The 24,494-nt window shown below is 60.0% G+C and carries 23 protein-coding genes and 1 pseudogene; 11 read left to right on the top strand and 13 right to left on the bottom strand.

The window, feature by feature from the left end:
* A partial coding sequence (locus PGX04_RS07655) for an LLM class flavin-dependent oxidoreductase (protein WP_273737960.1) occupies positions 1–837 on the bottom strand: 837 nt, incomplete at its 3' end.
* Positions 838–1,039: 202 nt separating this feature from the next.
* Between PGX04_RS07655 and PGX04_RS07650 the strand changes: the two genes are divergently transcribed.
* Positions 1,040–1,810 carry an enoyl-CoA hydratase/isomerase family protein gene (locus PGX04_RS07650; RefSeq protein WP_273737959.1) on the top strand — a complete coding sequence of 257 codons (771 nt, stop codon included), beginning with the start codon at positions 1,040–1,042 and terminating at the stop codon, positions 1,808–1,810.
* Between the two features lie 65 nt (positions 1,811–1,875).
* On the opposite strand, the gene PGX04_RS07645 is transcribed toward PGX04_RS07650, so the two are convergent.
* From PGX04_RS07645 to PGX04_RS07625, 5 genes are all read right to left on the bottom strand, one after another.
* Positions 1,876–2,763, bottom strand: a complete 888-nt coding sequence (locus PGX04_RS07645; RefSeq protein ID WP_273737958.1) for an HpcH/HpaI aldolase/citrate lyase family protein — start codon at positions 2,761–2,763, stop codon at positions 1,876–1,878.
* Positions 2,764–2,765: 2 nt separating this feature from the next.
* Positions 2,766–3,278: a MaoC family dehydratase gene (locus PGX04_RS07640; RefSeq protein WP_337959452.1), complete on the bottom strand. Its 513-nt coding sequence runs from the start codon at positions 3,276–3,278 to the stop codon at positions 2,766–2,768.
* A gap of 116 nt (positions 3,279–3,394) precedes the next feature.
* The gene (locus PGX04_RS07635) at positions 3,395–3,805 is read right to left on the bottom strand and encodes a Zn-ribbon domain-containing OB-fold protein (RefSeq protein ID WP_273737956.1); all 411 of its coding nucleotides are present in this window, start codon (positions 3,803–3,805) and stop codon (positions 3,395–3,397) included.
* Positions 3,802–4,977, bottom strand: coding sequence for a thiolase domain-containing protein (locus PGX04_RS07630; protein ID WP_273737955.1), 1,176 nt, complete (start codon positions 4,975–4,977; stop codon positions 3,802–3,804). The genes PGX04_RS07635 and PGX04_RS07630 overlap by 4 nt, the downstream gene beginning before the upstream one ends.
* A gap of 763 nt (positions 4,978–5,740) precedes the next feature.
* Positions 5,741–5,968: a hypothetical protein gene (locus PGX04_RS07625; protein WP_273737954.1), complete on the bottom strand. Its 228-nt coding sequence runs from the start codon at positions 5,966–5,968 to the stop codon at positions 5,741–5,743.
* Positions 5,969–6,378: 410 nt separating this feature from the next.
* Here PGX04_RS07625 and PGX04_RS07620 point away from each other — a divergent pair, with 410 nt between their 5' ends.
* The 4 genes from PGX04_RS07620 to PGX04_RS07605 all read left to right on the top strand — a co-directional run bounded on the left by PGX04_RS07620 (position 6,379) and on the right by PGX04_RS07605 (position 10,965).
* On the top strand, positions 6,379–7,368 hold the full coding sequence (locus tag PGX04_RS07620; RefSeq protein ID WP_273737953.1) for an MBL fold metallo-hydrolase: 990 nt from the start codon (positions 6,379–6,381) through the stop codon (positions 7,366–7,368).
* Positions 7,369–7,694: 326 nt separating this feature from the next.
* Positions 7,695–8,891 (top strand): 3-hydroxyacyl-CoA dehydrogenase, encoded by a 1,197-nt coding sequence (locus PGX04_RS07615; RefSeq protein ID WP_273737952.1) that lies wholly within the window; start codon positions 7,695–7,697, stop codon positions 8,889–8,891.
* A gap of 427 nt (positions 8,892–9,318) precedes the next feature.
* Positions 9,319–9,660, top strand: coding sequence for a ketopantoate reductase family protein (locus tag PGX04_RS07610; RefSeq protein WP_273737951.1), 342 nt, complete (start codon positions 9,319–9,321; stop codon positions 9,658–9,660).
* A gap of 132 nt (positions 9,661–9,792) precedes the next feature.
* On the top strand, positions 9,793–10,965 hold the full coding sequence (locus PGX04_RS07605; protein ID WP_273737961.1) for an MFS transporter: 1,173 nt from the start codon (positions 9,793–9,795) through the stop codon (positions 10,963–10,965).
* 248 nt (positions 10,966–11,213) lie between these two features.
* On the opposite strand, the gene PGX04_RS07600 is transcribed toward PGX04_RS07605, so the two are convergent.
* The 3 genes from PGX04_RS07600 to PGX04_RS07590 are packed head-to-tail and all read right to left on the bottom strand — an operon-like array spanning position 11,214 to position 14,260.
* Complete coding sequence (locus PGX04_RS07600) at positions 11,214–12,392, bottom strand: CaiB/BaiF CoA transferase family protein (RefSeq protein ID WP_273737950.1); 1,179 nt, start codon at positions 12,390–12,392, stop codon at positions 11,214–11,216.
* 2 nt (positions 12,393–12,394) lie between these two features.
* The gene (locus PGX04_RS07595; protein WP_273737949.1) at positions 12,395–12,976 is read right to left on the bottom strand and encodes a MaoC family dehydratase; all 582 of its coding nucleotides are present in this window, start codon (positions 12,974–12,976) and stop codon (positions 12,395–12,397) included.
* Positions 12,977–13,003: 27 nt separating this feature from the next.
* Entirely contained in the window at positions 13,004–14,260 is a 1,257-nt protein-coding gene (locus PGX04_RS07590; RefSeq protein ID WP_273737948.1) for an acyl-CoA dehydrogenase family protein, read from the bottom strand.
* 343 nt (positions 14,261–14,603) lie between these two features.
* Here PGX04_RS07590 and PGX04_RS07585 point away from each other — a divergent pair, with 343 nt between their 5' ends.
* From PGX04_RS07585 to PGX04_RS07570, 4 genes are all read left to right on the top strand, one after another.
* Entirely contained in the window at positions 14,604–15,356 is a 753-nt protein-coding gene (locus PGX04_RS07585; RefSeq protein WP_273737947.1) for a cysteine dioxygenase family protein, read from the top strand.
* A 1,533-nt stretch (positions 15,357–16,889) separates the two neighbouring features.
* Positions 16,890–17,153 carry a hypothetical protein gene (locus tag PGX04_RS07580; protein ID WP_273737946.1) on the top strand — a complete coding sequence of 88 codons (264 nt, stop codon included), beginning with the start codon at positions 16,890–16,892 and terminating at the stop codon, positions 17,151–17,153.
* A 527-nt stretch (positions 17,154–17,680) separates the two neighbouring features.
* Positions 17,681–19,126, top strand: coding sequence for a lamin tail domain-containing protein (locus tag PGX04_RS07575; protein ID WP_273737945.1), 1,446 nt, complete (start codon positions 17,681–17,683; stop codon positions 19,124–19,126).
* The gene (locus PGX04_RS07570) at positions 19,126–19,422 is read left to right on the top strand and encodes a DUF3006 domain-containing protein (RefSeq protein ID WP_273737943.1); all 297 of its coding nucleotides are present in this window, start codon (positions 19,126–19,128) and stop codon (positions 19,420–19,422) included. Before PGX04_RS07575 ends, PGX04_RS07570 begins: the two co-directional genes overlap by 1 nt.
* A gap of 122 nt (positions 19,423–19,544) precedes the next feature.
* Here PGX04_RS07570 and PGX04_RS07565 read toward each other — a convergent pair whose 3' ends face one another.
* Positions 19,545–19,838: a PadR family transcriptional regulator gene (locus PGX04_RS07565; protein WP_273737942.1), complete on the bottom strand. Its 294-nt coding sequence runs from the start codon at positions 19,836–19,838 to the stop codon at positions 19,545–19,547.
* Positions 19,839–20,254: 416 nt separating this feature from the next.
* On the opposite strand from PGX04_RS07565, the gene PGX04_RS07560 reads away from it, so the two are divergent.
* Positions 20,255–20,389: a hypothetical protein gene (locus PGX04_RS07560; protein ID WP_273737941.1), complete on the top strand. Its 135-nt coding sequence runs from the start codon at positions 20,255–20,257 to the stop codon at positions 20,387–20,389.
* 532 nt (positions 20,390–20,921) lie between these two features.
* On the opposite strand, the pseudogene PGX04_RS07555 reads toward PGX04_RS07560, so the two are convergent.
* A pseudogene (locus tag PGX04_RS07555) lies at positions 20,922–21,591 on the bottom strand (IS6 family transposase).
* 118 nt (positions 21,592–21,709) lie between these two features.
* Entirely contained in the window at positions 21,710–22,552 is an 843-nt protein-coding gene (locus tag PGX04_RS07550) for an acyl-[acyl-carrier-protein] thioesterase (protein WP_273737940.1), read from the bottom strand.
* Positions 22,553–22,701: 149 nt separating this feature from the next.
* Between PGX04_RS07550 and PGX04_RS07545 the strand changes: the two genes are divergently transcribed.
* Complete coding sequence (locus PGX04_RS07545) at positions 22,702–23,103, top strand: PaaI family thioesterase (protein ID WP_273737939.1); 402 nt, start codon at positions 22,702–22,704, stop codon at positions 23,101–23,103.
* 132 nt (positions 23,104–23,235) lie between these two features.
* Here PGX04_RS07545 and PGX04_RS07540 read toward each other — a convergent pair.
* Positions 23,236–24,494 (bottom strand): molybdopterin oxidoreductase family protein (locus PGX04_RS07540; protein ID WP_273737938.1); only part of this gene is annotated, 1,259 nt, incomplete at its 5' end.

The raw sequence follows: 24,494 nt of genomic DNA, 5'->3' as shown, positions 1-24,494 counted from the left end.
GTCCTCGACCAGCTCGTCGGTGACCAGCTGCGCCGCAGCGTCGCGGTCGCCGTCTTGCCACGTTCGGTGGACCGCCATCGCAACGTCGTAGCCCGCATCGACGATCGCGTCACGGTAGGGCTCCGCGGAGCCGGCGTACGTGGCCACGTGCCGTCGCACGCGATCGTAGGCCGCGTCGATGTCTTCGTCGATAGCCGTCGGAACGTACGCGTAGACGTCGACGGCGTCGGCCGGCCGACCGCGCTCTCGAGCGGCGTCGTACACGTCTTCGGCCAGATCGCCGAGGACGGTCTTCGGAACGAGATGGGGAAGCCAGATATCGCCCTTCGCACCGGTCAATCGGCGGTTCGACGGACCGAGGGCCGCGACCGCGATCGGGATCTCGTCCTGGACCGGAGTCTCGAGCAGCCGGCCGCCGGACGGCGAGTAGAAGTCACCGTCGTAGTCGAGGCGGTCGCCGGTCCACCCCGCTCGAATGATGTCGATGTACTCCGCCGTCCGGGACACCGGCCGTTCGAACGGGAGTCCGTGGACGCCTTCGATCAGCGGCGGGGTGCTCGTCCCGAGACCGAGGACGACGCGTCCGTCGGAGATTCCGTCGAGTTCGGCTGCACTGAGGGCGATGAGGCTGGGGGAGCGCGAGAACACGTTCGCGATTCCCGCCCCGATCGTGACGGTCGACGTCCGCGAGGCGATCCACGTCAGGTCGATGAAGAGGTTCGAACTCGCGGATTCGCCGGTGAACACCGCGTCGACGCCGAGGTCGTCGGCGGACTCGGCGAGCGTCAGTCGTTCCTCGCGGTCGAGATACGTCGGTAGCATCAGGCCAACTGTCATGGGTTCCCTATCCAACGTGTCCATATCATACTTGTGTCATCTTGGCGACTAGTACCCGACATTCCATCGGATGCCGCTGTGGCGCACCGTGCTCTCTCCCGCCGACAGCGGGGCGCTATGTCGGATGAAGACAGGTCAGAGGAGATGGTAATTGTTACCACGCAACAAAACGATTAAGGGACGCTTCGCTGTACCTCGAGTAATGTCGTTCGAACTCATCGACTACGAAGTCACCGACCACACGGCCGAGCTAACGATGCACCGCGATCCGGTCAATGCGATCAATCACGAACTCATCGAGGAGGTCAACGACGCGTATCGGCTCGCGGCCGACGACGATTCGGTCCGATCGATCATTCTGACGAGCGCCTTCGACCGCGCGTTCAGCGCCGGCATGGACCTCAAGATGATGGAGGGCGGTTCGGGTCTCGAACTGCGTCGGTTCCTCAAGACGCTGTACTTCGACATGCACGATCTCCAATACCGGATGGGAAAGCCGACGATCGCCGCGCTCACCGGCCCGGCCCGAGCGGCGGGAGTGACGCTGGCGGTCTCGTGCGACGTGATCGTCAGCAGCGAAACGGCGTCGATCGGCTATCCGGAGATCGACGTCGGGCTCATCCCAGCGATGCACTTCGTCCACCTGCCGCGACAGATCGGCCGGCACAAGGCGTTCGAGTTGCTGTTTACGGGCGATCCCATGGAAGCAGGGGAGGCCGCTGACAGGGGAATCTTCAATCGCGTCGTCCCGCAGGACGAGGTCCTCGAGACCGCCCGCGAGCTGGCCGCGTCGTTCAACGAGAAATCGCCGCTCGTGATGGAACTCGCTCGAGACTCCTATATGCGTTCGCAGGATCTAGACTACCGGCGGAACATCGAGAACGTCGTCGAGACGATCTGTAACATCGTCGAGACCGACGACGCACAGGAAGGCCTCCGCGCATACGTCGAGGGTCGCGAGCCTGACTGGTGACTGCGAACGGGACTGATAACGGCGAGTCGAATCGGTGACGGCGCTGACCAACGCTCACCGCAGTCTCAGTCGATCATATCGAAGGCACGGGCGCGCTCCAGAATGTCCTCGCCGCGTTTGATGTGTGCGATATCGATCATCTCCCCCTCGAACCGGACCGCACCGCGTGACTCCTCGAGTTCCGCCGTCTCCATCTCGTCCATCACTCGCTGCCAGAACGCCACGTCGTCCTCGTCGGGGGTGAAGATTTCGTTGACCGGTTCGACGTGGCTCGGATGAATAACCTGGTAGCCAGTGTAGCCGAGCGATCGAAGCCGCTCGGCTTCCGTTCTGAGCCCGTCCACGTCCTCGACGTTCGTCCACGCTCCGCCGAAAAACTGCTCGATGCCCGCCGCTTTGCCGTCGAGGAGAACTTTCGATAGCATGTGAAGTTTCTCGGTCCCTTCTCGGGTCCACTCCCAGCCGAGTGCCCGCTCGACGTCGGCACCGCGGCTGGTCCCGCCGACGATAGCGGCGACCCGATCGCTCGCCTGACAGAGTTCGTGAGCGTTGTAGAACCCGCGCGGCGTCTCCGGGAGCGCGATGATTTCGGTCGGGCTTTCGATTCCGCGCCGCGACTCGAGATACGAGAGGACGTGATCGGTGCGCGTTATGTACTCCGTTCGCGGGAGTTTCGGGATGATGACGGCGTCCAGTCGGTCGTGAACGACCGCGTCGAGGTCCGCTTCGAACAGCCCGGTATCGGGAGCATTGAGACGGACGGTGATGGTCTTGTCAGTGTCCCACTGCTCGTACGCATCGGCGACGATCTCGCGTGCGCGTTCCTTCTCGCTGGGAGGAACGGAATCCTCGAGGTCGAAGATGAACGCGTCGGCATCGTACTTCTCGGGCGCCTCGAGCACCCACTCCTCGTTGTTTGCGGGGATGTACAGAATCGAGCGAATCGGACGCATCGTTACTCGTCCTCCGGTTGCAGGAGCATGAGTGCGATCCGCGTGCACTCACACACCAGCTCCCCTTCCTGCGTGTGGCCCCGATGCTCGAACGTGACGATGCCGCTGTCGTCTCGGGAATCGCTCAATCGCTTGTCGAGTACCTCGGTCTCGGCGTAGAGCGTGTCACCGATGAAAACGGGATGTGGGAACGCGATCTCTTCGAAGCCGAGATTCGCGACGGTCGTTCCGAGCGTGAGGTCGTGAACTTGCAGGCCGACGACCGTCGAGAGCGTGAGCATGCTATTGACGAGACGCTGCCCGAATTCGGTCCCCGCCGAGTAGTGAGCGTCGAGGTGCAAGGGCTGCAGGTTGACGGACAGCAACGACCACAGCGTGTTGTCGAATTCGGTGACGGTTCGACCGGGGCGGTGTTCGTACACGTCACCGACGTCTAGCTCTTCGTAATACTTCCCGCGTGTTTGTGTCGACATCTCACGGAGATGACTGGCTCGACGGAGAAAAGTATTCGGGATCGATTCGCACGGAGAGCGTGACCGGGCTCACTCCACGCGCACCGGTCGAACGCAGTCGAGGACGATTCCGTCCCACCCCGTTCGATCCGTTCGGCGACGCTCGAGCCGGGTTCCGACTACGCGTCCGTCGGAACGAAGACGGGGATCGAGACGTCCTCGTCCGCGGTATCGACGAACCGGACCTCGACGCGCGTTCCGATCGCGACGTCCTCGGGGTCGGTATCGATGTTCGTCATGATCCGGGGTCCCTCGTCGAGTGCCACGTAGGCGACGATGAGCGGCAGGTCGTCTTCAGGCCAGCCGCTCATCGTTCGAGCGGTCGAATACGAGTACACCTCGCCGCGGCCCGACGACTCGCGCCATTCCACGTGCTCACTGAAGCAGTCGGGACAGAGCGATCGCGGATAGTGATACACGAGCCCGCAATCGGTACACTCCTGGACCAGCAACTCGCCGCTCGCGGCGGCTTGCCAGTAGCAGCTGGTTTCGGGATTTACTTCGGGAACGGGTCGGGGTTCCCAGGTCATCGGTCTTCCCCTCCGAGAACGACGGTCGCCGCGCCGTGACGAGTCGCGATGCTGCCACCCGTTCCGTGGGCGAGCGCGACGTCGGCGTCGACTTGCACTTCGGGGTTCGCCTCGCCGCGGAGCTGGCGAACGGCCTCGATGACTTTGGTCATCCCGCCGCGGTTCGCGGGGTGATTCGAGCAGAGGCCACCACCGTCGGTGTTGAACGGAAGATCACCGTCCGGTGCCTGCAGCGTGCCGTCTTCGACGAACTCGCCGCCCTCACCTTTCTCGCAGAACCCCAGATCCTCGATCGCCTCGAGCACGGTGATGGTAAAGGAGTCGTAGATCGACGCGTAGTCGATATCCGCGGGGCCGAGACCGGCTTCCGCGAAGGCGCGTTTGCCGGACGACTCGGCCCCGGTACGCGTGATATCGATGCGTCCGGCATCGTGGTGTGCGGGCGCTTCGCCGTGACCGAGCACTTCGACGGCCTCGCGGTCGAGATCGGCGCGGACGTCCTCGGAAACGAGTACCAGCGCGCCGCCGCCGTCGGAGATGACACAGCAGTCGAGCAGATGGAGGGGATCGGCGACGACCCGAGACTCGACGACGTCTTCGACCGTAACCGGGTCCTGAAACATCGCGTCGTCGTTGTACTGGGCGTGCTGGGACGCAGCGACGCGGATTTCCGCGAGCTGTTCGGCCGTCGTCCCGTGCTCGTGCATGTGGCGCTGTGCGGCCATGCCGTACATCGTGATGTTCGTCGCGCCGTAGACACGCTCGAAGCTGTCCTGTACGGTCCGTATTTCTCGCGCTCCGGACCCCGTCGCCTGACCGCGCGAACGCGGCCGGCCGGCGAGCGTGATGAGCGCAACGTCGCACTTTCCGTCACGGATCGCGCTGACCGCGTGGCCGACGTGCGCGATGTACGACGAGCCGCCGTAGTCGGTCGTATCGACGTACGACGCATCAACGCCGAGATAATCCGCGATAACGAGCGGAGAGAGTCCGGATTGATACTCGGGGACGCCGGCGGTGAAGAGACCGGTGACGTCGTCTTTCGACAGGCCCGCGTCGGCGAGCGCTCCCTTGGCCACTTCCGCATGTAACTGCATCGTCGATTTATCCGGTGCCTCCCGTGTCGGATGTTCGAAGGCCCCAGCTATGTACGCTGGTTCGCGTTCTGTCATCACGTCTACTGAGTAGATCGGTTATCCTAAAACTTTGCGTTGGGTTACGTCCGACTAACGGCGCCGCTTCGGGGGATATCGCGCACGCTCGAGAAGCGATACCGGAATCGCACCCGGAGCCGGTCGGCAGCGTCGAACACTCAGTTCACTCGGACGCGCGCTGATGGTACGTCGAGCGCCGATTCGAGCGAACGATCGGGGCTGCTCACCTCGGACCCGCTCGAGCGGGGGCGGTCATACCCTCTCCCAGGATTCCGGATCGCGGAACGGTATTTTCCCACGATTCCGATCTCATTCCGTTCAAAAGCCCCCTCTTCGTCTCTTTCCCGGGAGTATTCGTCACATCGATATCTGTTCCGTGGTGCAGAATGACGTGGGTCTCAATAGTATCCCTCCGTTTCTCGTTCTCTCCACACCTTACCAAGAGTATGGGTGTAAAATACTGATCGTCTCTCTCGTCGAGGTCGGCCGTCGATACGCGTGTTGCCCGTATTGGCGGAGTAACGAGTCTCTGAGACTATCAGTAGCACTTCTCGATCGTGATAGTGATTCCGTAATACGGAACGGACATTGACACCCGTTCACCCCGAACACGTTCCGTATACTGCGATTGGAACCGCTACAGTGAGGAAATACGTTCTGACAGTCCACCGGGTTCGGACGGCAGTTGTGTGTGTCGTCGCGACCCGCTGTTCCGGCCACGATGGGGCGTAACAGTACCATCATGTAAGATGGCAGTAAACGACGGCTCGTGTCTGAAAAATCACTCGCCGAGAAGTTCGACGTTACAGACGACAGTGTCGCTGTGACCGGCGGCGCGAACGGTATCGATCGGCCAGTCTGTGAACCCTTCGCCGTACACGACGCGAACGACGCTATCGCCGACACCGAAATCGATGCCGCCGAAGCTGTCGCAGCAACCATCGAAGTGGAGGATGATACTCGAGTGGTGGCAATCGAGACAGACGAGGTAATCATCCCGGTAGAACATACCGGGATCGATCGACTCGGCTCCGAACGTACGTTCGACGGGAGCAACTTCCCTCTCCTCTCTTATCGCTTCCGCAGGTCGTACCTGAAAGCACTGTGATCCGACTTACCTGACCGGTACCGCCGTCGCCTCGCACCACTGAGCGGCGCCAACGACTATCCCACTGGACGATACGCTGGTCAGGCAACGGATCCCTTCGATCAGTCGGATCGAGCGTGAACGAACACTGTGATCAGAGACGCTCACGCTGAATAGCACTCCGTTTGCCCCCGGTCGAGCGGCTACCAGTGTCCCGATACAATGTACAGGATCGTATCGCTGGCTCGTCATCGCCGGTTCGTCATCGCTAGTACAAGCTGATTTTGCCGCGAATCGAAACTTATCAACTGTGCCCCACCATATTGCTCGCTATGTGCGACGCAAGGCGTCCCCGTAGCGTCGATCGCGACGTAACGATTCGACGGCTGACGTTCACCGTCGACTGGCAACCTGGCCACGCAGCGGCGTATCTGATCCCCGGAGACGAGCCAATTCTCATTGACGCGGGTACACCCGGCGAACGTGGATCCGAGGAATTACACGCCGGGCTAAATGATTACGGATACGAGCCGTCGGACATCGAACATTTGTTACTCACGCATGGTCATGCGGATCACGTCGGTCAGACGCAGACGATTCTCGAGGCCGGATCGCCGACTGTCTACGCGCCGAGACACCAACAAGAGCGATACGAGCGGGATATGGAAACGATCGCCGAGAGGACTCGATCAAATCTGCTCGAAGCCGGCCTCGAACCCCGGCGCCTAGATTCTGCCAGCGAACGCTTGCTTGCCGGCCACCGCATAGTGCGCGAGTCGCTCCCCGAGGACGCAGTCGACGTCTGGATCGATGACGAACCGTTTACCGTCGGTGAACGCGAGATCGAACCGATTTACTCCCCGGGCCATCATATCGCTCACTTCTGTTTTGGGACGACTCTCAACGATGAGCGAGTGATATTCTCCGGTGACATGGCAATGGAGCCGTTCCGCGCACCGTCGCTGCTCGTCAACTTCGATGACGGTGTCGAAGACAGCGTGAGAACGTTTTTCGAAACAGTAGACCGTCTCAAAACGTATCAGTTTGATCGGGTTTTTCCGGGCCACGGTCCGGTACATGCTCGGTATGAGGACTGTCTCAACCGGTCGATCACGGACCTGGAGTCCGAACTCGAGGCCTGTCTCGATCAGATCGGATCGGGTCCAACGACGGCCTTCCAGATCGCTGCGAATCGAGCGGGGAAGAAACGCGAGATCAGCCGACTCTTCGCGGAAGTCGTCGGGCTAGTCGGATATCTCGAGCATCGGGGGGATGTACGGGGTACTCTCACGGATGGCGTCCGCTTCTACGAGTTAGATTGAAACCGGAGAGACGGTTTCTCGAATCGCTATAGTAGCCACTGAACGTCACTGCACGCCTGATCGCACGACGGGAGCGCGGTTCGGAGCGATGCGCGGTTCGGAGCGATGCGCGGTTCGGAGCGAACAGAGTGAGCGAGAACCGCGGGAACGCGAACGGTGAGCGGAGCGAGCCGTGAGCGAACACAGTGAGCGTTCGAAATGAGGGAGAATCGCGGACGCTTCGATCAGTGTGTAAGTCGTTTCAGTGGCTACTAGAGAGCCAGGAATTCGTCGTCTGTCTTCGCTGAACGGTACACTTTTTTATCCACGTTGGGAACCGACTACGCATGGTAGTGGATAGTGACACCATCGAGACTGTCGCAGTGATCGGGAGCGGTCAAATGGGCCGCGGAATCGCCGCTGTCGCCGCGTTATCCGGCTATGAGACCACGGTCAACGACATCGACGAAGAACAGCTCGCGGCGGCCAGAGAGGAGATCGAATGGTCGTACGAGAAGACCGTCGAGAGCGGAAACGCGACCCAGGCGGAAGTTGACGGTGCGATCGACCGACTCGAGTTTACGACCGATCTCGTGGAGGCAGTCGGCGATGCGGATTTCGTCACCGAGGCAGCGGTCGAGCAACAGTCGGTGAAAGAAGAGATCTTCGAGGATCTCGACGATGTCGCACCGCCGGAGGCCCTGCTCGCGACGAACACATCGGGGCTCAACATCACCCGGCTCGCCGAAGTGACCGATCGCCCGTCACAGGTCGTCGGAACGCACTGGTTCAATCCGCCGATGCTGATGGACCTGGTCGAGATCATTATGACCGAACACACGCCCGATGCCGTCGGCGACACCGCGGAAGCGCTCATCGAATCGTTCGACAAAACGCCGATTCGGTGTAAGATCGACATTCCCTCGTTCATCGTCAATCGGCTGATGCGTCCCTACGGTGAAGGCCCTGCATGGATGGTCTACCGCGGCGAATACGCGATCGAAGAGATCGACTCCGCGATGAAGTTCAAAGAGGGATTCCCGATGGGGCCGTTCGAACTCGCCGACTTCACGGGCGGGATACAGGTTCGAATCGAAGGGGAACAGGACCACCTCGAGGACGATCGACCGATGTCCTACGATACGGAGGTCTGCCCCATTCTGCATCAGCTGTACGAGAAGGACCGATACGGGCGCAAGGCCGACGCGGGCTACTACGACTACGACGAGCGTGACGAGCCGCAGATCCCGGTCGACGCGGGCCAGGGCTTCGATACGCTGTTCGTCTGGGCCCCGATCGTCAACGAGGCGGCCAAGATGGTCCAAAACGACGTCGCGAGCGTCGACGATATCGACACCGGTGCTCGGCTCGGCGGTAATTGGCCGGTCGGACCGCTAGAAAAGGCAGATCAGGTCGGACTCGACGGTATCGTTGCGAAACTAACCGAAGTCGCCAGCCGGCACGAAGACACGAACAAACTCGCCGAAACGCTCCCGTGTGATCTGCTCGTCGAGAAGGCGAAGAACGGCGAAACGTTCTACTGACTGCTCCCGCCAGTTGCGGAACCGGTGTCGTCTATTTTCGCGTAGATGCTTGCTCTCTCCCTCAGCAACGTCGATAGTTTCACGTTGGGACGCTCGAGCGGCGCTATCGCCGGGTTCCGACTCGAGTTCCCCTCCGTAGTTCCGCGGTACGGAACAGGGCTCTCTCTGCGTCCGCTACGTACCTTCTCCAGATACCGTCTTATCGATCGGATTCCTGTATATGATACTGTTACGCCGGCGTTCCTCGATGCAGAACACGATACGTGTTGTTACCACACCGCGATCCTCGAACGGGCCCGGTATTTACAGCCGTATAGATGTAATACATAGCATAGATTCTCTTCGATCCGTCCCACGGCTCGAATGGCGATATTTTCCATACAATTCGAGAAGGGATGAAAGACGCGAACGGGAAATGCGTTCCGTAATGGAGAACATGCGTGCGATGATGGAACGGATCATCTGCGAGGCGGAACTCGTTGCGACGGCGGTCGGCGTCGACCTCCCGGATGGGGATCCGATAGCGCAGGTCGTCGAGACCTGTCGATCCGGGCCGACTCACCGGTCCAGTATGCTGCAGGGCGTGTTCGCGGAGCGGAAAACCGAAATCGACGAGATCAACGGTGCGCCGGTCGAAATCGCACGGAGGGAGAACGTCGACGTTCCGATCAACGAACTCGTCACGCGCCTCGTCCGCGGTCTCGAGCGGAGCGCTCTCGATTGCGGTCGCGCCAACTATAGTAGCCACTGCAAGTCAATGCACACCTGATCGCACAGCTATCGTGCGATCAGTGTGTAAATAGTTGCAGTTGTTACTATAGCGGCCGATCGGTCGGCCTCGAAGCGGATCCATCACACCCATATAGCTTCGACTGAATGCCGATAGCAGATGAAATCGAGAATGGACTGGAAATATCGTCACACGGTCCTCGTCCTCTGTATGTTCGCGTTTTTCGTGACGTACTTCGCCCGTCTGCTCGTCAGCCCGGTCGTTCCGTTCATCATCGCGGATTTCGGCGTCTCTAACACGCAGATCGGGATCTCCCTTTCCGGCATGTGGATCGCCTACGGTCTGACGCAGTTCCCGAGCGGCGTCTTCGCGGAACGCTTCGGTGAGAAGCGCATTATCGCCGTCGCGGTGGGCGGGACGGCAGTTACCAGTCTCCTGGCCGCCATCGCACCCCTGTTCGCGGTGTTCGCCGCGTGCGTCGTCCTCCTCGGTGGCGTCGCCGGCCTTCACTACAGCGTCGCGACGACGCTGCTCTCTCGCACCTACGACGATATCGGGACCGCGCTCGGACTTCACTCCTTCGGGGCGCCCCTGGCCGGCCTGCTCGCGCCGGTCATGGCCTCCTGGGTGGGTATTCGGTACGGGTGGCGGCCCGCCGTCGCGCTTGCCGTCCTGGTCGCAGTTCCGATCTTCGTTCTCTTCACGTGGCGGATCCGACCGACCGAGCCGCGTCACCCCGAGCGATCGATGCGGGAGCAGTTCGCCATCGAGCCGCTTCTGGAGTACCTCTCGAGACCGCAGATCGCTTTCACCCTTCTCATCGCGATCATCGCGACGTTCGCGGTCAACGGGATCGTCACGTTTCTGCCGACGTTTCTCGTCGAACACCGCGCGCAGTCACCGGCGCTGGCGGGTCTCGTTTTCTCCGCGTACTTCGTCGTCAGGGGAGGCGCTCAGATCGGCGTCGGCGTCCTCTCCGACCGAGTCGGCCGAGACTTCGCCGTTGCGACCTGCCTGATCGCCGGGGCGGGCGGGCTCGCGTTGTTCGTCGCCGGTCCCGGCCTCGTCGCGGTCGTACTCGGCGTCCTGCTGTTCGGAATCGGCTCGAGCTTTTTCGCCTCGCTGGAACCGCGATTCATGGACGTGTTGGGTGACGACGAGCGGGGCGCGGGGTTCGGACTCGTCCGGACGGTCTACGTGGTCTTCGGCTCCACCGGATCGTTCGGTGTCGGCCTCCTCGCCGATCTGTTCGGGTGGGGCGTATCGTACAGCGTCCTGGCCGGACTCTGCGCACTCGCGTTCGGAGCCGTCGTCTGCAACTCCGTTCTCGATCTGGGATACTGAGTTCGAAATGCGGGCCCGCCTTCGATGGACGCGGGAGTTGCTCGTCACCGCTCAGCGGTTCGAGGGCGTCGAGGCTGACTCGGCTGAACAGAGCCCGGTTCGACGACGAGCAGCGTACAGAAACGTCAAGCGGTCGCATCTGCTGCAACAGTTGCGGAACCAGACGACCGTGAGAACACTCGATCACACATTCCGCGGCGCGAGCGAACGTGCAGGGTGGTCTCTCCGCCTGGATCACGTCCCTCCGCCTAAATCACGTCCTCCGTACGCAGCAGCTCGATCTCCTTCTCCGAGTACCCCAGCGCCCCGAGCACGTCGTCAGTGTCTTCTCCCAGATCGGGCATCGGTTCGGCCGCGAACTCGAGTGAATCGGAGGCGATCGGATTATCGATGTACGGCACCGGGCCGTCCTCCGTTTCGAGCTCTTTGACCAGCTCGAGATGCTCGGTCTGCGGATGGTCGAGCACCTCGTCGAGCTGGTTCACGTCGCCCCACGGAATACCCGCCTCGGTCAACCGTTCGGCCCAGTAATCGCGGGACTCCTCCGCGATGAAGGACTCGATCATCGGTTCGAGGACGTCGCGGTTCTCGACCCGTCGTTCGTTGTCTGCGAACCGGTCATCCTCGAGCAGGTCGGGACGCTCGAGGACGACCTCGCAGAGCAGTTCCCAGTGCGCCTCGCTGAGGATGGCGTAGTTGACGTACTGATCGTCGGCCGTCTCGTGCGGTCCGTAGGGGGTCAGCAGGTGGTGGCGCATCCCGATCCGCTCGGGCAGTTCGTCGTTGTGCCAGTACTTGTGCGGGAAGTAGCCGAGCCACGAGAGCATCCCGCCGAACATCGTGACGTCGAGTTCCTGGCCCTCGCCGGTGCGTTCGCGGTGGAAGAGTGCGAGGAGCGCCGAGATCGTTCCGTAGGTCGCGGCGTTGATGTCGCAGACGCTCAGGGGAATCTTCGCCGGTGCGTCCGGCGAGCCGTTCATCGGAATCAGTCCGGTCTCGCCCTGCATGACCATATCGTAGGCTTTCCGGTCGCTGTAGGGGCCGTCCCGGCCGTAGCCGGAGATGTTCAGATAGATTATATCCTCGGTAGTCTGCCTGATGTCTTCGTATCCGACGCCGAGTCGTTCGACCACGCCGGGCGATGAGTTCTGAACGACGATGTCGGCCTCTCCGGCCAGTTCGTGGAAGATGGCGGTGCCCGACTCGTTCTTGAGGTTCAGTTCGACGCTCAGTTTGTTCCGATCGACCCAGGCGTGGGCGGACGAATCGCCGTACACGACCGAATCCCAGTGGCGGTTGACGTCCCCCACGTCCGGTCGTTCGACCTTGATCACCTCCGCACCGAAGTCACCCAGCATCCGGGTACACAGCGGCGCGCTGATTCCGTTCTCGAGGCTGAGCACCGTGATGTCGTCGAGTGCGAACACGGTCAGAGGTCCTCCGATTGGGTTCCGATTCCCTCCGGCCAGCCCGGCGGCTCCGCGGCGGAGGGGTCGGCGTGTGAGCGTTTCAACACCATTGGCGTGCGCTCGAGGCTCAGCACGAGGTCGTCGTGCTGGTTGTACGCCCGGAGTTCGGTTTCCACGATGCCGACGTGGTCGCGGGACTCGAGTTCTCGCTTGCGCAGGACCTCGCTCTCGGCGAAGAGGGTGTCACCGTGGAAGACGGGGCTGTGGTGACGAATATCGTCGTAGCCGAGATTTGCGGTAGCGTTGACCGAAACGTCGACGACGCTCATTCCGACGGCCGTCGAGATGACGACGAGGCCGTTGACGAGGCGCTCGCCGAACTCGGTCTCGGCGGCGTAGGCCTCGTTGAAGTGCATCGGGTTGAGGTTCATCGTCACGTTCGTCATCCAGACGTTGTCCGTCTCGGTGACGGTCCGGCCGAAGGGATGCTTGTAGACATCACCGACCGTGAAGTCCTCGTAGTATCGGCCGTGCCAGCCCTCGACAAGCCGTTTGTCTGCCGTTTCCTCGCTGTCGTCCGCTGTCTCGCTGTGGTCCGTCATGGGTTTCTATCGTGAGTCGTGTTTCGATCAGTACGAGCGCGGCAGGCCGAGCACGTTCTCGCCGAGGTAGTTCAGCGCGAGCTGCTGGGTGATCGGCACGAGCCGAGTCAGTCTGGCTTCGCGGAAGTAGCGCTCGACGTCGTACTCCGTCGCGATGCCGAATCCACCGTGGGTCTGGACCGCGGCGTCGGCCGCCTCGTAGGCCGCGTCGGCCGCGAGGAACTTCGCCGCGTTCGCGTACGCGCCGAGATCGACGCCCTCGTCCGAGGCCGCTCGGTCGGCCGCGTTGTACGTCAGTTGCTTGGCCGCCTGTAACCGTGCGTAGGCCTCCGCCAGCGGGTGCTGGACCGCCTGGTTCGAACCGATCGGACGATCGAACACCTCTCGCTCGTTGGCGTAGTCGACCGCCCGTTCGAGCGCCAGTCGCCCCAGTCCGATGCACTCGGCGGCGATGACGAGCCGCTCCTCGTTGAGGCCGTCCAGCACCTGATAGAACCCTTCGCCCTCGACGCCGATCAGGTTCTCGGCGGGAACGCGGAGGTCGTCGAACCAGAGTTCGAACGAGTGAACGAAGTCGCTGGCGGACTTCGGGATCGCCTCCATCTCGAGCGCGCCCTGCTCGATGGCGTCCTCGATGTGGACGAGGAACATCGAGATTCCGTGCGTTCGCTTGTCGACGTCCTCGAGCGGCGTCGTCCGCGCGACGAGGACGATGTAGTCGGAGACGTCGACGCGGGAGGTCCAGATCTTCTGACCGTTGATAACGTACTCGTCGCCGTCCTCGGAAGCGACGGCTTCCGAGGGGTCGGCCAATGTTTCCTCGGCGGAGTCTCTCTCCGCGCGCGTCTCGATCGCCGTCGAGTTCGAGCCCGCGTTCGGCTCGGTCAGGCCGAACGCCTGAATCGACGCCTCGCCGTCCGCGACCCGGGGAAGCAGGTCGCGTTTCAGTTCCTCACTAGCGTACTCGACGATGGGGACGGAGTTGTACACGCCGCCGTGGACCGCCTGCGCGGCACTGAATCCGCCGCCGTTCGCGGCGATTTCTTCCATCATGACGACGGTTTCCCGGGTCCCCATTCCGGCACCGCCGTACGCTTCGGGAATGAGGACCCCCATCCATCCGTGGTCGATAAGCGTATCGACGAATTTGTGGGGATAATCGCCCGCTTCGGCCCGGTCGCGCCAGTACTGGTGGTCGAAGTTCGAACAAACGTCGCGGACGCTGGTCTGTACCAACTGCTGACTTTCGGTCAGCGTGACAGCGTCGCTGAGGAGTTGGGCCATCAGTCGAATATCGGTGGAACACGGTAAAAGTATTATGTCCTCGTCGGCGAGACGAATCGTCGACAGTCGGTTTGCGGCGGGAAGCGCTGCGAACGAGGGATGCATCGTCGATCGATGCTCCGGTTCCCGTCCGAAAACGGTGAACGAACGATTGTCTGATACGTCTCCGCTCGTAGCCACTGACAGTCACTGCACACCCGATCGAACGGCTACTGTGAATCGGTGTGTGAATCGTTTCAGTTGATACTATCTGCCCCCTCGAGACGCTCCCTCTTCCGTCCGGTCTTTGCGAGGTAACAGGGCCGATTCTGCCGATCCGCTGTGAAACGACGGGCGAGGGTTTATGGTCATCGATGACATCTACCACGACACGATGGCGTCAACCGAATCGGACCCCGAACCGGAGTTCATCTACGATACCGATCGACTGCGAGAATTCGTCGAGACGGTGAAAGCGACCGCCGACGAGCACGAGGAGGTTCCATCGCTACTCGAGTCGCTGGCGGATCCGTTCGAGGAACTCCTCACGGACGATGACTGGCTTGCCGAACGGTATCAAGAACTCGCCATGGACGACGTGGACGATAAGGGCAACATGGGAGAGGACATCGCCCAGTGGCTGCTGTACCGGGAGGGAAACAAACTGTCGGTGTTCACGCTCGTCCTTCCGCCGGGCGCCTCGACGCCGGTCCACGATCACCTCGCCTGGGGACTCGTCGGAATCTACGGTGGAACGCAACGCGAGGACTTCTACCGCCGGGTCGACGACGCAACGAACGACGAAGGCGAGGCGGAACTCGAGCGGATTCGGACCGAGCGCATGGAGCGCGGTGACTACTACGAACTGGTCCCGCCGAACAACGACATCCACTCCGTCGAGACGACGTCGGACGAACCCAGCGTCAGCGTCCACCTGCTCGGCGCGGACGTCGGCTGTATCGAACGGCACTCGTTCGACGCCGACGGCGGCTCAGTCGAACTGTTCCATTCCGGGTACACGAACGTCGAGTGCGAGGACGTTCTCGAAACGCCGGACGTGGGACACGGACAGCAGCATGGGCACGAACACGACCATACCCACAATGGCGACACGTAACTGATTGTGGGAGAGTCGGATCGACGACTCGAGCGAAGGGATCCACGGCGACAACCGTCTGACTGGGATCGTCTCGCCTCATCCGCTCACTCAGGTGGACTACCCCACACCACCGTCCCAGGTCCGAAAATTTGAGGGAGGGGGAATTCAGCGGCAACACAGTCGATGTCACGGGCCATCAGCCGTCTATCTCTTCGTCGGAGATCTCGACCAGGAGTTCGCGGAGCGAGACGAAACACCGAACTGTTACTGACGCTCCGTATCCAACTCCATCTTGCTGAACTCTCTCCCTCTTTCAAATACTATTCAGATTCCAGAAAGCTCGGTATTAACCAGCGCGCTCAACAGTCTCTCACTAGTACATAAAGTCGATCTGCATTCCGATACTGACTATAACTCGGATCGTGTCGCGGTCGACGAGACAGTAATCAAACTTGACAGCGAACGATATCGTCCATACGCCCGACGATCTAGAAATGAACAAATTCGAACGTACAACGATTAAAACGACAGGGTAAGGACATTACGAGTTTATTATTTCATAATCGGGAGATATAGCGTCGGAAATTCTGTGCTGCTCGTCGATAAAGAGCAATCAGTGAACGATACCTGTCAACGATACTTCCTCGATTACAGATGCGGGAGCGTGAAAATAGGAACCGTGTTGAAATGTCTATGTGAAGGTAGAACGATATACCTCTTCGATTTCAAATTGCTTCAACAACACGAGCAGAAACGGCTGATGCGGGGCCGGGATTATTCACCTTCGCGTTAGTTATGCAACTGTATCCGGTTGCACTCGCCCCCCTGAATCCATCAGATCCGACTGCAAAATATTCACGGAGTGAGTCCGCAAGTTCCCTTCCAAATCAATTCTCCGATCTGCTCATTTCTCAAACCAGTCTCACGATCCGACGCTGACCGAGAGGAGATGTCGGGCGAGGGGAGACAGATTGGTCCCTCTTATTGCGCCCATTGTTACTATTCTACCTATTGAAGCTATTTTACCTATTGTTCATATATCACCTATTGTCCACATTGTGACTATTGTACCTATTGCATTCCCTATCTAGAACTGGACCAGACCCGTGCGGATCTCGAGGTCACTACGTCGAAGATGCTTACGGCCTCCGTCTGGCGGATACGACTCGAAATCCAGGCGGCTACGTGTCTCTGTCTCGAGGGTTACTTCGTCGGTACTTCTGTTCGCACTGACAACCTCTTGGGAACCAACCGCGGCGAAGCGGCTGTCCACGTCCTCGAACAGTGCACAACGTGTTCGTGGCTCGTTGATCGAGCAGCCACCGGCCGCACGTGGAGTCAGCGGTGCTGGTGGTTCGCACTGGTCGCTGAACTCGTTACGATTCCGCTCTTGGCCACAGTTCCAGTAGTGCCAGTAGCCTAACTGGATATTCCGATCGCTGCGCGTTCAATTCGTTTCTCGAGACTATCTTCTTGCGTGTAGCTAGATTACCCATTCTGGGGAGTATTCTTAAGCAGTGAGAGAGCGAAGACTGTTCATACAAACCCGAGATGAACGATCTCACCGATCCGCGGCCACCGCTTCCGGAGTGGATTTTGGATTCGTACGACCTCCTTTGTACTCACAGCCACAGTTCGGACGATCACGAACACGTGCAGTCGATCTCGCGTGAGCACGCGTTCGGGGTCCTCCTCGAATCCGACGAACTACTGCTCGAGTCGGCGGACGCGGAGCATGCAATTACCCGGCTGCTCGAGCGAGGCTACTTCTACGAAGTCGATGATGAACTCCGTGTAACGGTGTCAGAAAACTGAGTCAGTTCTGTCCGCCAGGTTTGGAAATCCTCTTCCGATTACAGTTTTGGATCGAACGACAACAGCTCTGCAATGTGCTCCGGAGTATACAGACGCGCCTCGTATGGTAACCAGGTTGGTTCCGCTACGGTACGAAAACAGTGGTTGGAGAGAGAAATGGATATGCGGAACACCTCCGGATGGGTGGGGAAGAAGGTTCGGAGGCGTCCGATTGTTTATGGAGATTTCCGTTAACTGTTTTGATCAGTATCAGCAGGTCGATGACGGAGGCGATGAAACTGGCTCTGACGAGAGGATCGATGTCTCGGAGCGCATTCGAGAACGATTCGATCGGATCCGAGAAGAGTGCAGGAGAACACGTCCCGTTCCCCGAGACGGAGCACGGTTGCGGGCGTACTCGACGAGTGGGAGTTCATCACCTCGATAGCCGACGGTCAAATCGATTACGAGTAACCGGGTGTGAGAGGGGTCCGTTCTCCGTCGTCGATGACGGGTACATCTATGCATCTCCGTCTTGAGGTTGGCCCATGATACGAAGACGTCTCCTCAGTGTACTCGTGGTAGTCGTCCTCATCACTCTCGCAGGGTGTGGTGGTGTGATTAGCGACGAAGCCACGTCGCCGGATGAAACGACGGAGCCAACACCTGAATCGCCGGGTGAGACACAGGACGAGCGAACAGCGGGTTCGAATGGAACCGTGTCGGTCAATTTCATCAACGTAGGCCAGGGCTCGAGTACGTTGATCGTCGGCCCGACGAACGAGACGATGCTCATCGATTCGGGGGACTGGTCCGACGACGGCGAAGACGTGCTCGCGTATCTCAGAAAGCATAATATCGATCGAATTGACTACCTCGTGACGACACACGCCGATTCGGATCACATCGGCGGCCACGAGGCCGTCATCGACTACTTTGAGACGGAAGGCGATGGAATCGGTGCCGTGTACGATCCCGGGATCACGTCGACGTCCCAGACTTATCAGGGATATCTGGATGCGATCGACGAACACAACGTGACGTTGTACGAGACGCGAGCGGGTGACCAAATTCCGTTCGAGGGGGTCGAAACGCAAGTGCTCGCGCCGCCCGAGGGGTATATCGCGAACGGAGATCGAAACGAGAACAGTATCGTCCTTCGGCTCGGCTTCGGCCGCTCGAGTTTCCTGCTTCCCGGGGACGGAGAGACGGCCAGTGAGCAGTTCCTCGTCGACGAATACGGGGCCGGCCTCAACGCGTCGGTCTTGAGTGCTGGCCATCACGGGAGTCAATCGAGTTCGGGGAGCGAGTTCCTCGACGTCACCGACCCGCATATCGCCGTCGTCTCGAGCGCGTACGACTCCCAGTACGGCCATCCCCACGAATCGGCCCTCGATCGGTTTTCCCAGCAGTCCATTCGCACCTACTGGACGGCGACACATGGAAACGTCCGGTTGACGAGTAACGGGTCCGCGATCACGGTCGCGACCCAGCGCGATGCACCGACTGCGCCGCTGGCACTTCGAGACGGGGATCCGATCGAACCCGGTGTCGATGATGACCTCCAGAACCGGACGGTGATCTCGATTACGGAGTCGACGACAGCACCGGCCGTGCCTGATGGTGGAACGGAAACCGACCCGGCAGAGTCGACGGACCGAGCAGGCGCGTTGTCGATCGTCACGATCCACGAGGATGCCTCCGGGGACGACAGCAACAATCTGAACGACGAGTATATCGTCTTCGAAAACACCGGCGACCAACCGCTCGAGCTCGACGGCTGGTCGGTCGCCGATGAAGCGGATCACACCTACACGTTCCCGAGTGGATTCGCGCTCGACCCGGGTGCACAGGTCACCCTCCACACCGGCAGCGGAACGGATTCATCGAGCGATCTCTATTGGAATTCGGGCCGTGGAGTCTGGAACAACGGCGGCGATACCGTTACCGTGCGAAACGACAGCGGGACTGTCGTACTCGAGGAGGAATACTGATGACAACCGACGGAATCTATACGGCGGTCGTGGACCGATTTGAGGACGATCTCGCGGTAGTGTTGCTCGAGGACGATGGCGAAACGGTCGACCAAGCAGTCCTCGACACGGAGCGGCTCCCTGAAGACGGTCGTCACGTCGGTGCAGTAGTGAGCGTCGAACTCGAGGATGACGAAGTGATCGACATCACGTACGAGGAACGTGAGACGGTGGACCGCTCTGAGCAGGCCCAACAGCGATTTGACGAGCTATCCCGGCGTCCTCCGTCAACAGAGGACGAGTCAGATACATCCTGAACGTGTGAGTTTCGAGTGAGCGTCCCTCGGGCGGGGATCGATTAACTGAAACGATTTACACACCGATCGCACAGTCATCGTGCGATCGAGTGTGCAGTGTCTTTCAATGGCTACGCTATCCGTTACTCCGATTCGGAGAGCAACTCGCCGACGTACTGGTCTTCCCACTCTCGGCGAGCCTCGAGTTCACGCCGACCGCGAGCCGTAATCGTGTAGTAATTCGTCCGCTGGTCGAGTTCGCCTTTCTCGACGAGTCCCTTGTCGACGACCTCGTCGAGGTTCGGATAGAGACGGCCGTGATGGATCTCTTTTTCGTAGTAGTCCTCGAGTTCCTCTTTGATCGCGAGTCCGTGTGGGTCGTCCTGCCCGGCGATCGTGTACAGCAGGTCGCGCTGGAAACCTGTAAGATCGTGCATATCGAAATTTCCATGTGTTAGCAGTTAAGGATTCCGAGAACGAACGAACGGATTTAACGTGTGGGACATGCACCCATTCGTGCGTATTCCCGTCCGACAGGGCTTTTCTCGGGACGATCTATTGAAATGCTATTCTACAGCTATCTGTTTTCATGGAACCCCTCGAGGTATTCGAACGCAGTACTGTCGAGCAAGCAGCTGCAACCGCAGCGAGACACGCCGTGATACTGCGTTTCTATCGACGTTTTTGTCGAGTTGTGGATGGTATCGCAGAACCGAGTCACTGCTCTATTTCGGGCAGGACTGAAACATCGTGACTTTCAGTACCTGAATGGGGTGGTCAATAACGATTGTTGATTTATTATCCAGCGACTATAGCTGTGAATTTATAAATAGCTCCGACTCGGAACTAGTATATGAAACGAACCGAAAACAGAGATCCGATCACCAACGTTCGGCTCGAGCAGCCTGATCTCCCAGTCTACATGCCCGGAACTCCAACCGCCTCGTTCATGGAGTACATCGAACTGGTCGCAAATATGCTCCGATAATCCGGTACTCCAGATGGTTGGCCGTGGTGAATCGCTATACGGATCGTATTTTCATTGGTCGACGGTTCGCTTGATATCAGAGACGGACGCTCGCGTTACGGAGAGCGTGGGTTCCCGCTTCAACGCTCCGATTTTACGGACTCCGTCGATGCTATCTGTCGATTCATCGGAATAATCCGTTTCGATGCGGACTCGAGTTGCATGCTTCAACCGGTACTAGCACTTTCCACATATGGGATTATATTTATGATACCGTTTCGAATCGGGCACTGTCTCGTTCTGACTATCCTCGACTGGGCCGTTTCCACCGAAAGCTCGACACGGTCTCTACTGGCTGTAGTAGTGCACAATAGATCCACGTAATCTACAGACGTTCGCCCGACCGCCACTCACGAGTTGCGGAAGCGGTCAATACGCATTTCGAGTGGATAAAACCGCTTTTCAACGAATTTTAATCAGTATAGGTGCTCTGACCGCTTCGCCCGCCTCAGAAAAGGTCTGGTAAGCGAAACGATCGATGAGAGGGCACCGTCTAGTTCTGCACTTCCTCAATCGGTGTCTTTCCCTCGAGAGGTTGGTTCGGTCTCTGGCGGTTATAGTAGTGCAGAAACTGTTCAAGCTACTCGCGTGCGCTCGACCGACTGCCCACCCACGAGTTATGGAAGCGGCCGATGCGAATTTCGAAGGTATGAAACCACGTTTCGATCAGGTTTCAGTCAGTATAGTTGACCCAACCGTTCAATTCTACTCGAGAGAGGGCAGCCCGATAGCCGAATTGATCGACGAGAAACTCCGCCTCCGACCGATCGTGTTTCTCACTGAGTCGGTGCAGAAACGCAGCCGCCAAATCGGTGCCATGCCGACCAAATAACGCGACGGCAAGAATCAACGTTGTCTCGGTGTCTATTGCAGCGTTCAACCAAGACCGCTCATCATTGATCTTGACAGCAGTCTCGTCAACCGCGACCCGCTCCGGCTGCGCCTCAGGCAGGTCGCAACCGCTGTCAGCCAGCCGATGCACCCAGTTCCAAACCGCTCCGTGAGAACGTTCAACGACTAATTCCGCTAAGATCGTTGTTGTCTCTCTGAGCGAACAACCGGTTTCGTGGAGGCGAACGCCCTGACGCAATCGCCGTCCGCTCGTTCCCCCACGATTCTTCTGAATCCGCCGCATCGCTCTCGCTGAGCAGGTCTGCGAGCACCTTTGGACAAGAAAATCAACGACATGTTCACTTCTCAAACGGACTCAACTAGACAGTGCCACGAGAAGAATACCGTTCACAGAAACGACAGTCGGCCACGTTGATGAAGTGAAGACTGCTATGGTTCAAACGGAGCGATCATCTCGTCGTCGAACGGAACGGGAACCCCAGTTCGATCGAAGCAGCCGTATTCTGAGATTCCCCTAATGTTTGTTTCCTCATCGCTAGTAAATTCGTGAGCAACCCGGATCGTCTCCCGATCAACGCTTCTCACGTCACATTCGACGCGGAGTTCGGTTTCAAACTGAACGGGCGACTGGAACTCCCACTCCCACTCGCGAAGCCGATACGGCTGTTTCTCGCCGGTAAGTTCGCCGAGCCTCGTTCCTTGCTTGGCGAGGAACTCCTCGAGGGCGATCCCCGCAAACCGGGGATACTCCTCGAAGTAGGCCAGTTCCGCACCTTCGATATAGGGGCTCCGAATCGGGACCGACTTCACGTATGAGGGTAGATTCGGTCCCCTGACCGTTTCCGTCGTCGGACCGACTTCTGGGTCTCGCTCGACGCACGCGTCTGCGAACGCCGACCGAACATGCTCGGGTAACGGACATGCACCGCCACTCGGCGATATGGTTACGTGGGTCATTTGCGCCGTCACGAGACACTCGCCATCGGCGTCGAAGACCTCGTAGAGGAGTTCAACGCTCGATCTCCCGACGTCGATCGGAACCGTCTCGACGGTAATCTCGTCACCGAGCGCGGGATACCGGTGGACGGTCGTATCGACCACGACCGGCGCGTAGGGAATGCCGTCTTCTGCGAGGATTTCCTCGAACGGATAGCCGAAGGCGGCGGCGACCTCCTGCGTCGAAATTAACTGCCAGTCGAAGAGGACGGAGCCGTGAACGAGCGGTCCAGCGAGCTCTCCGAATCGAACCCGAGTATCGCGAATGGTTTTCACACCGCATTCGTATTCGATCGAGGACTACTATACTAGAGGAAACGGCAAACAAGACGATGCCACATGGCGCGTTCGCGCCCGGATCGAGGGGGCACAGGGACCGAACAGCGAGTAACACAGCTTTTACGTACCGATCGTAATTCGTCACTATGACCGGTGACAAAGGATCGAACCGCGGCGAATCATTCGATGATCCGTTTTGCGATACCCTCGACATCACGTTCGATAAAATCGGCGACGATACGGCTACGGCGCGCATGCCGGTCACGAAGTCGCATCTCAACTTCGCCGGCGTCCTCCACGGCGGCGCCGTCTTCGCGCTCGCGGACGCGACGGCCGGAGCGGCGCTTGCCTCCAAGACCGGTGCGGACGGCAGCGTTGCGCTCGAGGCCAACGTCTCCTTCCTCGAGGGGGTTGACGCCGGCGAGACGGTGATCGCGACCGCAGAGATTGCTCATGAGAGCCGGAAGACGGCGGAGTTGACGGTCTCGGTCGAGACGGAAGCGGGGATGCGCGTCGCTTCCTATCGGTCTCGCGGATACAAGGTATAGGCCTTACCACCCGGCGATTTCGCCCGTTCGACGCCGGACCGGTGTCCCGATCCGATACGGGGCCGAAACCGCGGTATGAGCGAGCGCGCCGTGAGACCGGCGGCGCTCTCTGTCGGGTCGAGAGTGTGCAGGTCAGTCGTCGCCGAAAACGGCACCGTCGCCGCCCGCACTGACGTCCGGCGTCCGAAGCACGTCGGCGTCAGTCTCCGGACCGAGCGGTTCGACGCGGACGCTCGAAACCTTGTACTCGGGGATCCCCGACTGCGGGTCGAACGTTTCCTGTGTGAGTTTGTTGACTGCGCCGGCGGCGAAGTGCATCGGGATGAACAGCGTTCCCGCGTCGACGCGCTCGGTGACCTGGACCGTAACGACGATCTCGCCGCGTCGGGATTCGACGCGGACGTAGTCCCCGTCGGCGACGCCGAGTTGCGCGGCCAGTTCCGGGTGGATCTCGACGAAGCTCTCGCCGACGTGGCTCATGAGCCCTTCGACGCGGCGAGTGAGCTGGCCGGTATGCCAGTGATAGAGGACGCGACCGGACGTCAGCGTCAGGGGGTAGTCCTCGTCGGGGATCTCGCCGGGCTGGCCGCTGTCCGCGGGCACGAAGCGAGCGCGTCCGTCCTCGAAGTTGAAGTTCCCGTCCTCGTAATCGTACAGGTACGGCGTCCCGGGATGGTCCTCGTCCGGAACCGGCCACTGCAGTCCGTGCTGGGGTCCCTCCTCGAGGCGCTCGTAGTCGACGCCGCCGTAGATCGGCGTGAGATCGCTGATCTCGTCCATGATCTCTCGAGGATGGTCGTAGTGCCAGTCGTAGCCCAGACGGTTCGCCAGCGCCTGGATGATCTCCCAGTCCTGCCGTGCGTCACCGGGCGGGTCGGCCGTCGGGCGGACGCGCTGAATCCGGCGCTCCGTATTGGTGAACGTGCCGTGTTTCTCCGGCGACGTGGCCGCGGGGAGGATCACGTCGGCGTGTTCGGCCGTCTCGGTCATGAAGATGTCCTGGACGACGAGGAAGTCCAGCGCCTCGAGGGCGTCCCCGGCGTGTTGCACGTTGGGTTCGGAGAGCGCGGGGTTCTCGCCGACGATGTACATGCCGCAGAGGTTGCCCTTGTGGGCCTCACTGAACATCTCGGGGACCGTGAGACCGGGTTCGGCCGGCGGGTGTTCACCCCAGGCGTCCGCGAACGTCTCCCGGACAGCGTCGTCTGACGGGTCCTGATACCCGGGCAAGCTACCGGGGAGCGTCCCCATATCGCCGCCGCCACCCTGAACGTTGTTCTGCCCGCGGAACGGCGAGAGGCCGGCCCCGGGTTTCCCGAGCTGGCCGAGCGTCAGCGCGAGGTTCGCGAGCGCGAGGACGTTCTGCGTGCCGTGGCTGGACTGGGTCATCC

The organism is Natrinema soli (genome assembly GCF_028618695.1).
The sequence above is the reverse complement of the archived record's forward strand: the minus strand, read 5'-3'. Positions and strand labels throughout refer to the sequence as shown.

Coding starts and splice junctions, on each gene's coding strand:
- PGX04_RS07615 (WP_273737952.1), top strand. CDS start 7,695: ATGGTAGTGGATAGTGACACCATCGAGACTGTCGCAGTGATCGGGAGC.
- PGX04_RS07630 (WP_273737955.1), bottom strand. CDS start 4,977: ATGACAGAACGCGAACCAGCGTACATAGCTGGGGCCTTCGAACATCCG.
- PGX04_RS07650 (WP_273737959.1), top strand. CDS start 1,040: ATGTCGTTCGAACTCATCGACTACGAAGTCACCGACCACACGGCCGAG.
- PGX04_RS07635 (WP_273737956.1), bottom strand. CDS start 3,805: ATGACCTGGGAACCCCGACCCGTTCCCGAAGTAAATCCCGAAACCAGC.
- PGX04_RS07565 (WP_273737942.1), bottom strand. CDS start 19,838: ATGCACGATCTTACAGGTTTCCAGCGCGACCTGCTGTACACGATCGCC.
- PGX04_RS07620 (WP_273737953.1), top strand. CDS start 6,379: ATGTGCGACGCAAGGCGTCCCCGTAGCGTCGATCGCGACGTAACGATT.
- PGX04_RS07625 (WP_273737954.1), bottom strand. CDS start 5,968: ATGTTCTACCGGGATGATTACCTCGTCTGTCTCGATTGCCACCACTCG.
- PGX04_RS07590 (WP_273737948.1), bottom strand. CDS start 14,260: ATGGCCCAACTCCTCAGCGACGCTGTCACGCTGACCGAAAGTCAGCAG.
- PGX04_RS07585 (WP_273737947.1), top strand. CDS start 14,604: ATGGTCATCGATGACATCTACCACGACACGATGGCGTCAACCGAATCG.
- PGX04_RS07580 (WP_273737946.1), top strand. CDS start 16,890: ATGAACGATCTCACCGATCCGCGGCCACCGCTTCCGGAGTGGATTTTG.
- PGX04_RS07645 (WP_273737958.1), bottom strand. CDS start 2,763: ATGCGTCCGATTCGCTCGATTCTGTACATCCCCGCAAACAACGAGGAG.
- PGX04_RS07545 (WP_273737939.1), top strand. CDS start 22,702: ATGACCGGTGACAAAGGATCGAACCGCGGCGAATCATTCGATGATCCG.
- PGX04_RS07560 (WP_273737941.1), top strand. CDS start 20,255: ATGAAACGAACCGAAAACAGAGATCCGATCACCAACGTTCGGCTCGAG.
- PGX04_RS07605 (WP_273737961.1), top strand. CDS start 9,793: ATGGACTGGAAATATCGTCACACGGTCCTCGTCCTCTGTATGTTCGCG.
- PGX04_RS07610 (WP_273737951.1), top strand. CDS start 9,319: ATGGAGAACATGCGTGCGATGATGGAACGGATCATCTGCGAGGCGGAA.
- PGX04_RS07575 (WP_273737945.1), top strand. CDS start 17,681: ATGATACGAAGACGTCTCCTCAGTGTACTCGTGGTAGTCGTCCTCATC.
- PGX04_RS07570 (WP_273737943.1), top strand. CDS start 19,126: ATGACAACCGACGGAATCTATACGGCGGTCGTGGACCGATTTGAGGAC.
- PGX04_RS07595 (WP_273737949.1), bottom strand. CDS start 12,976: ATGACGGACCACAGCGAGACAGCGGACGACAGCGAGGAAACGGCAGAC.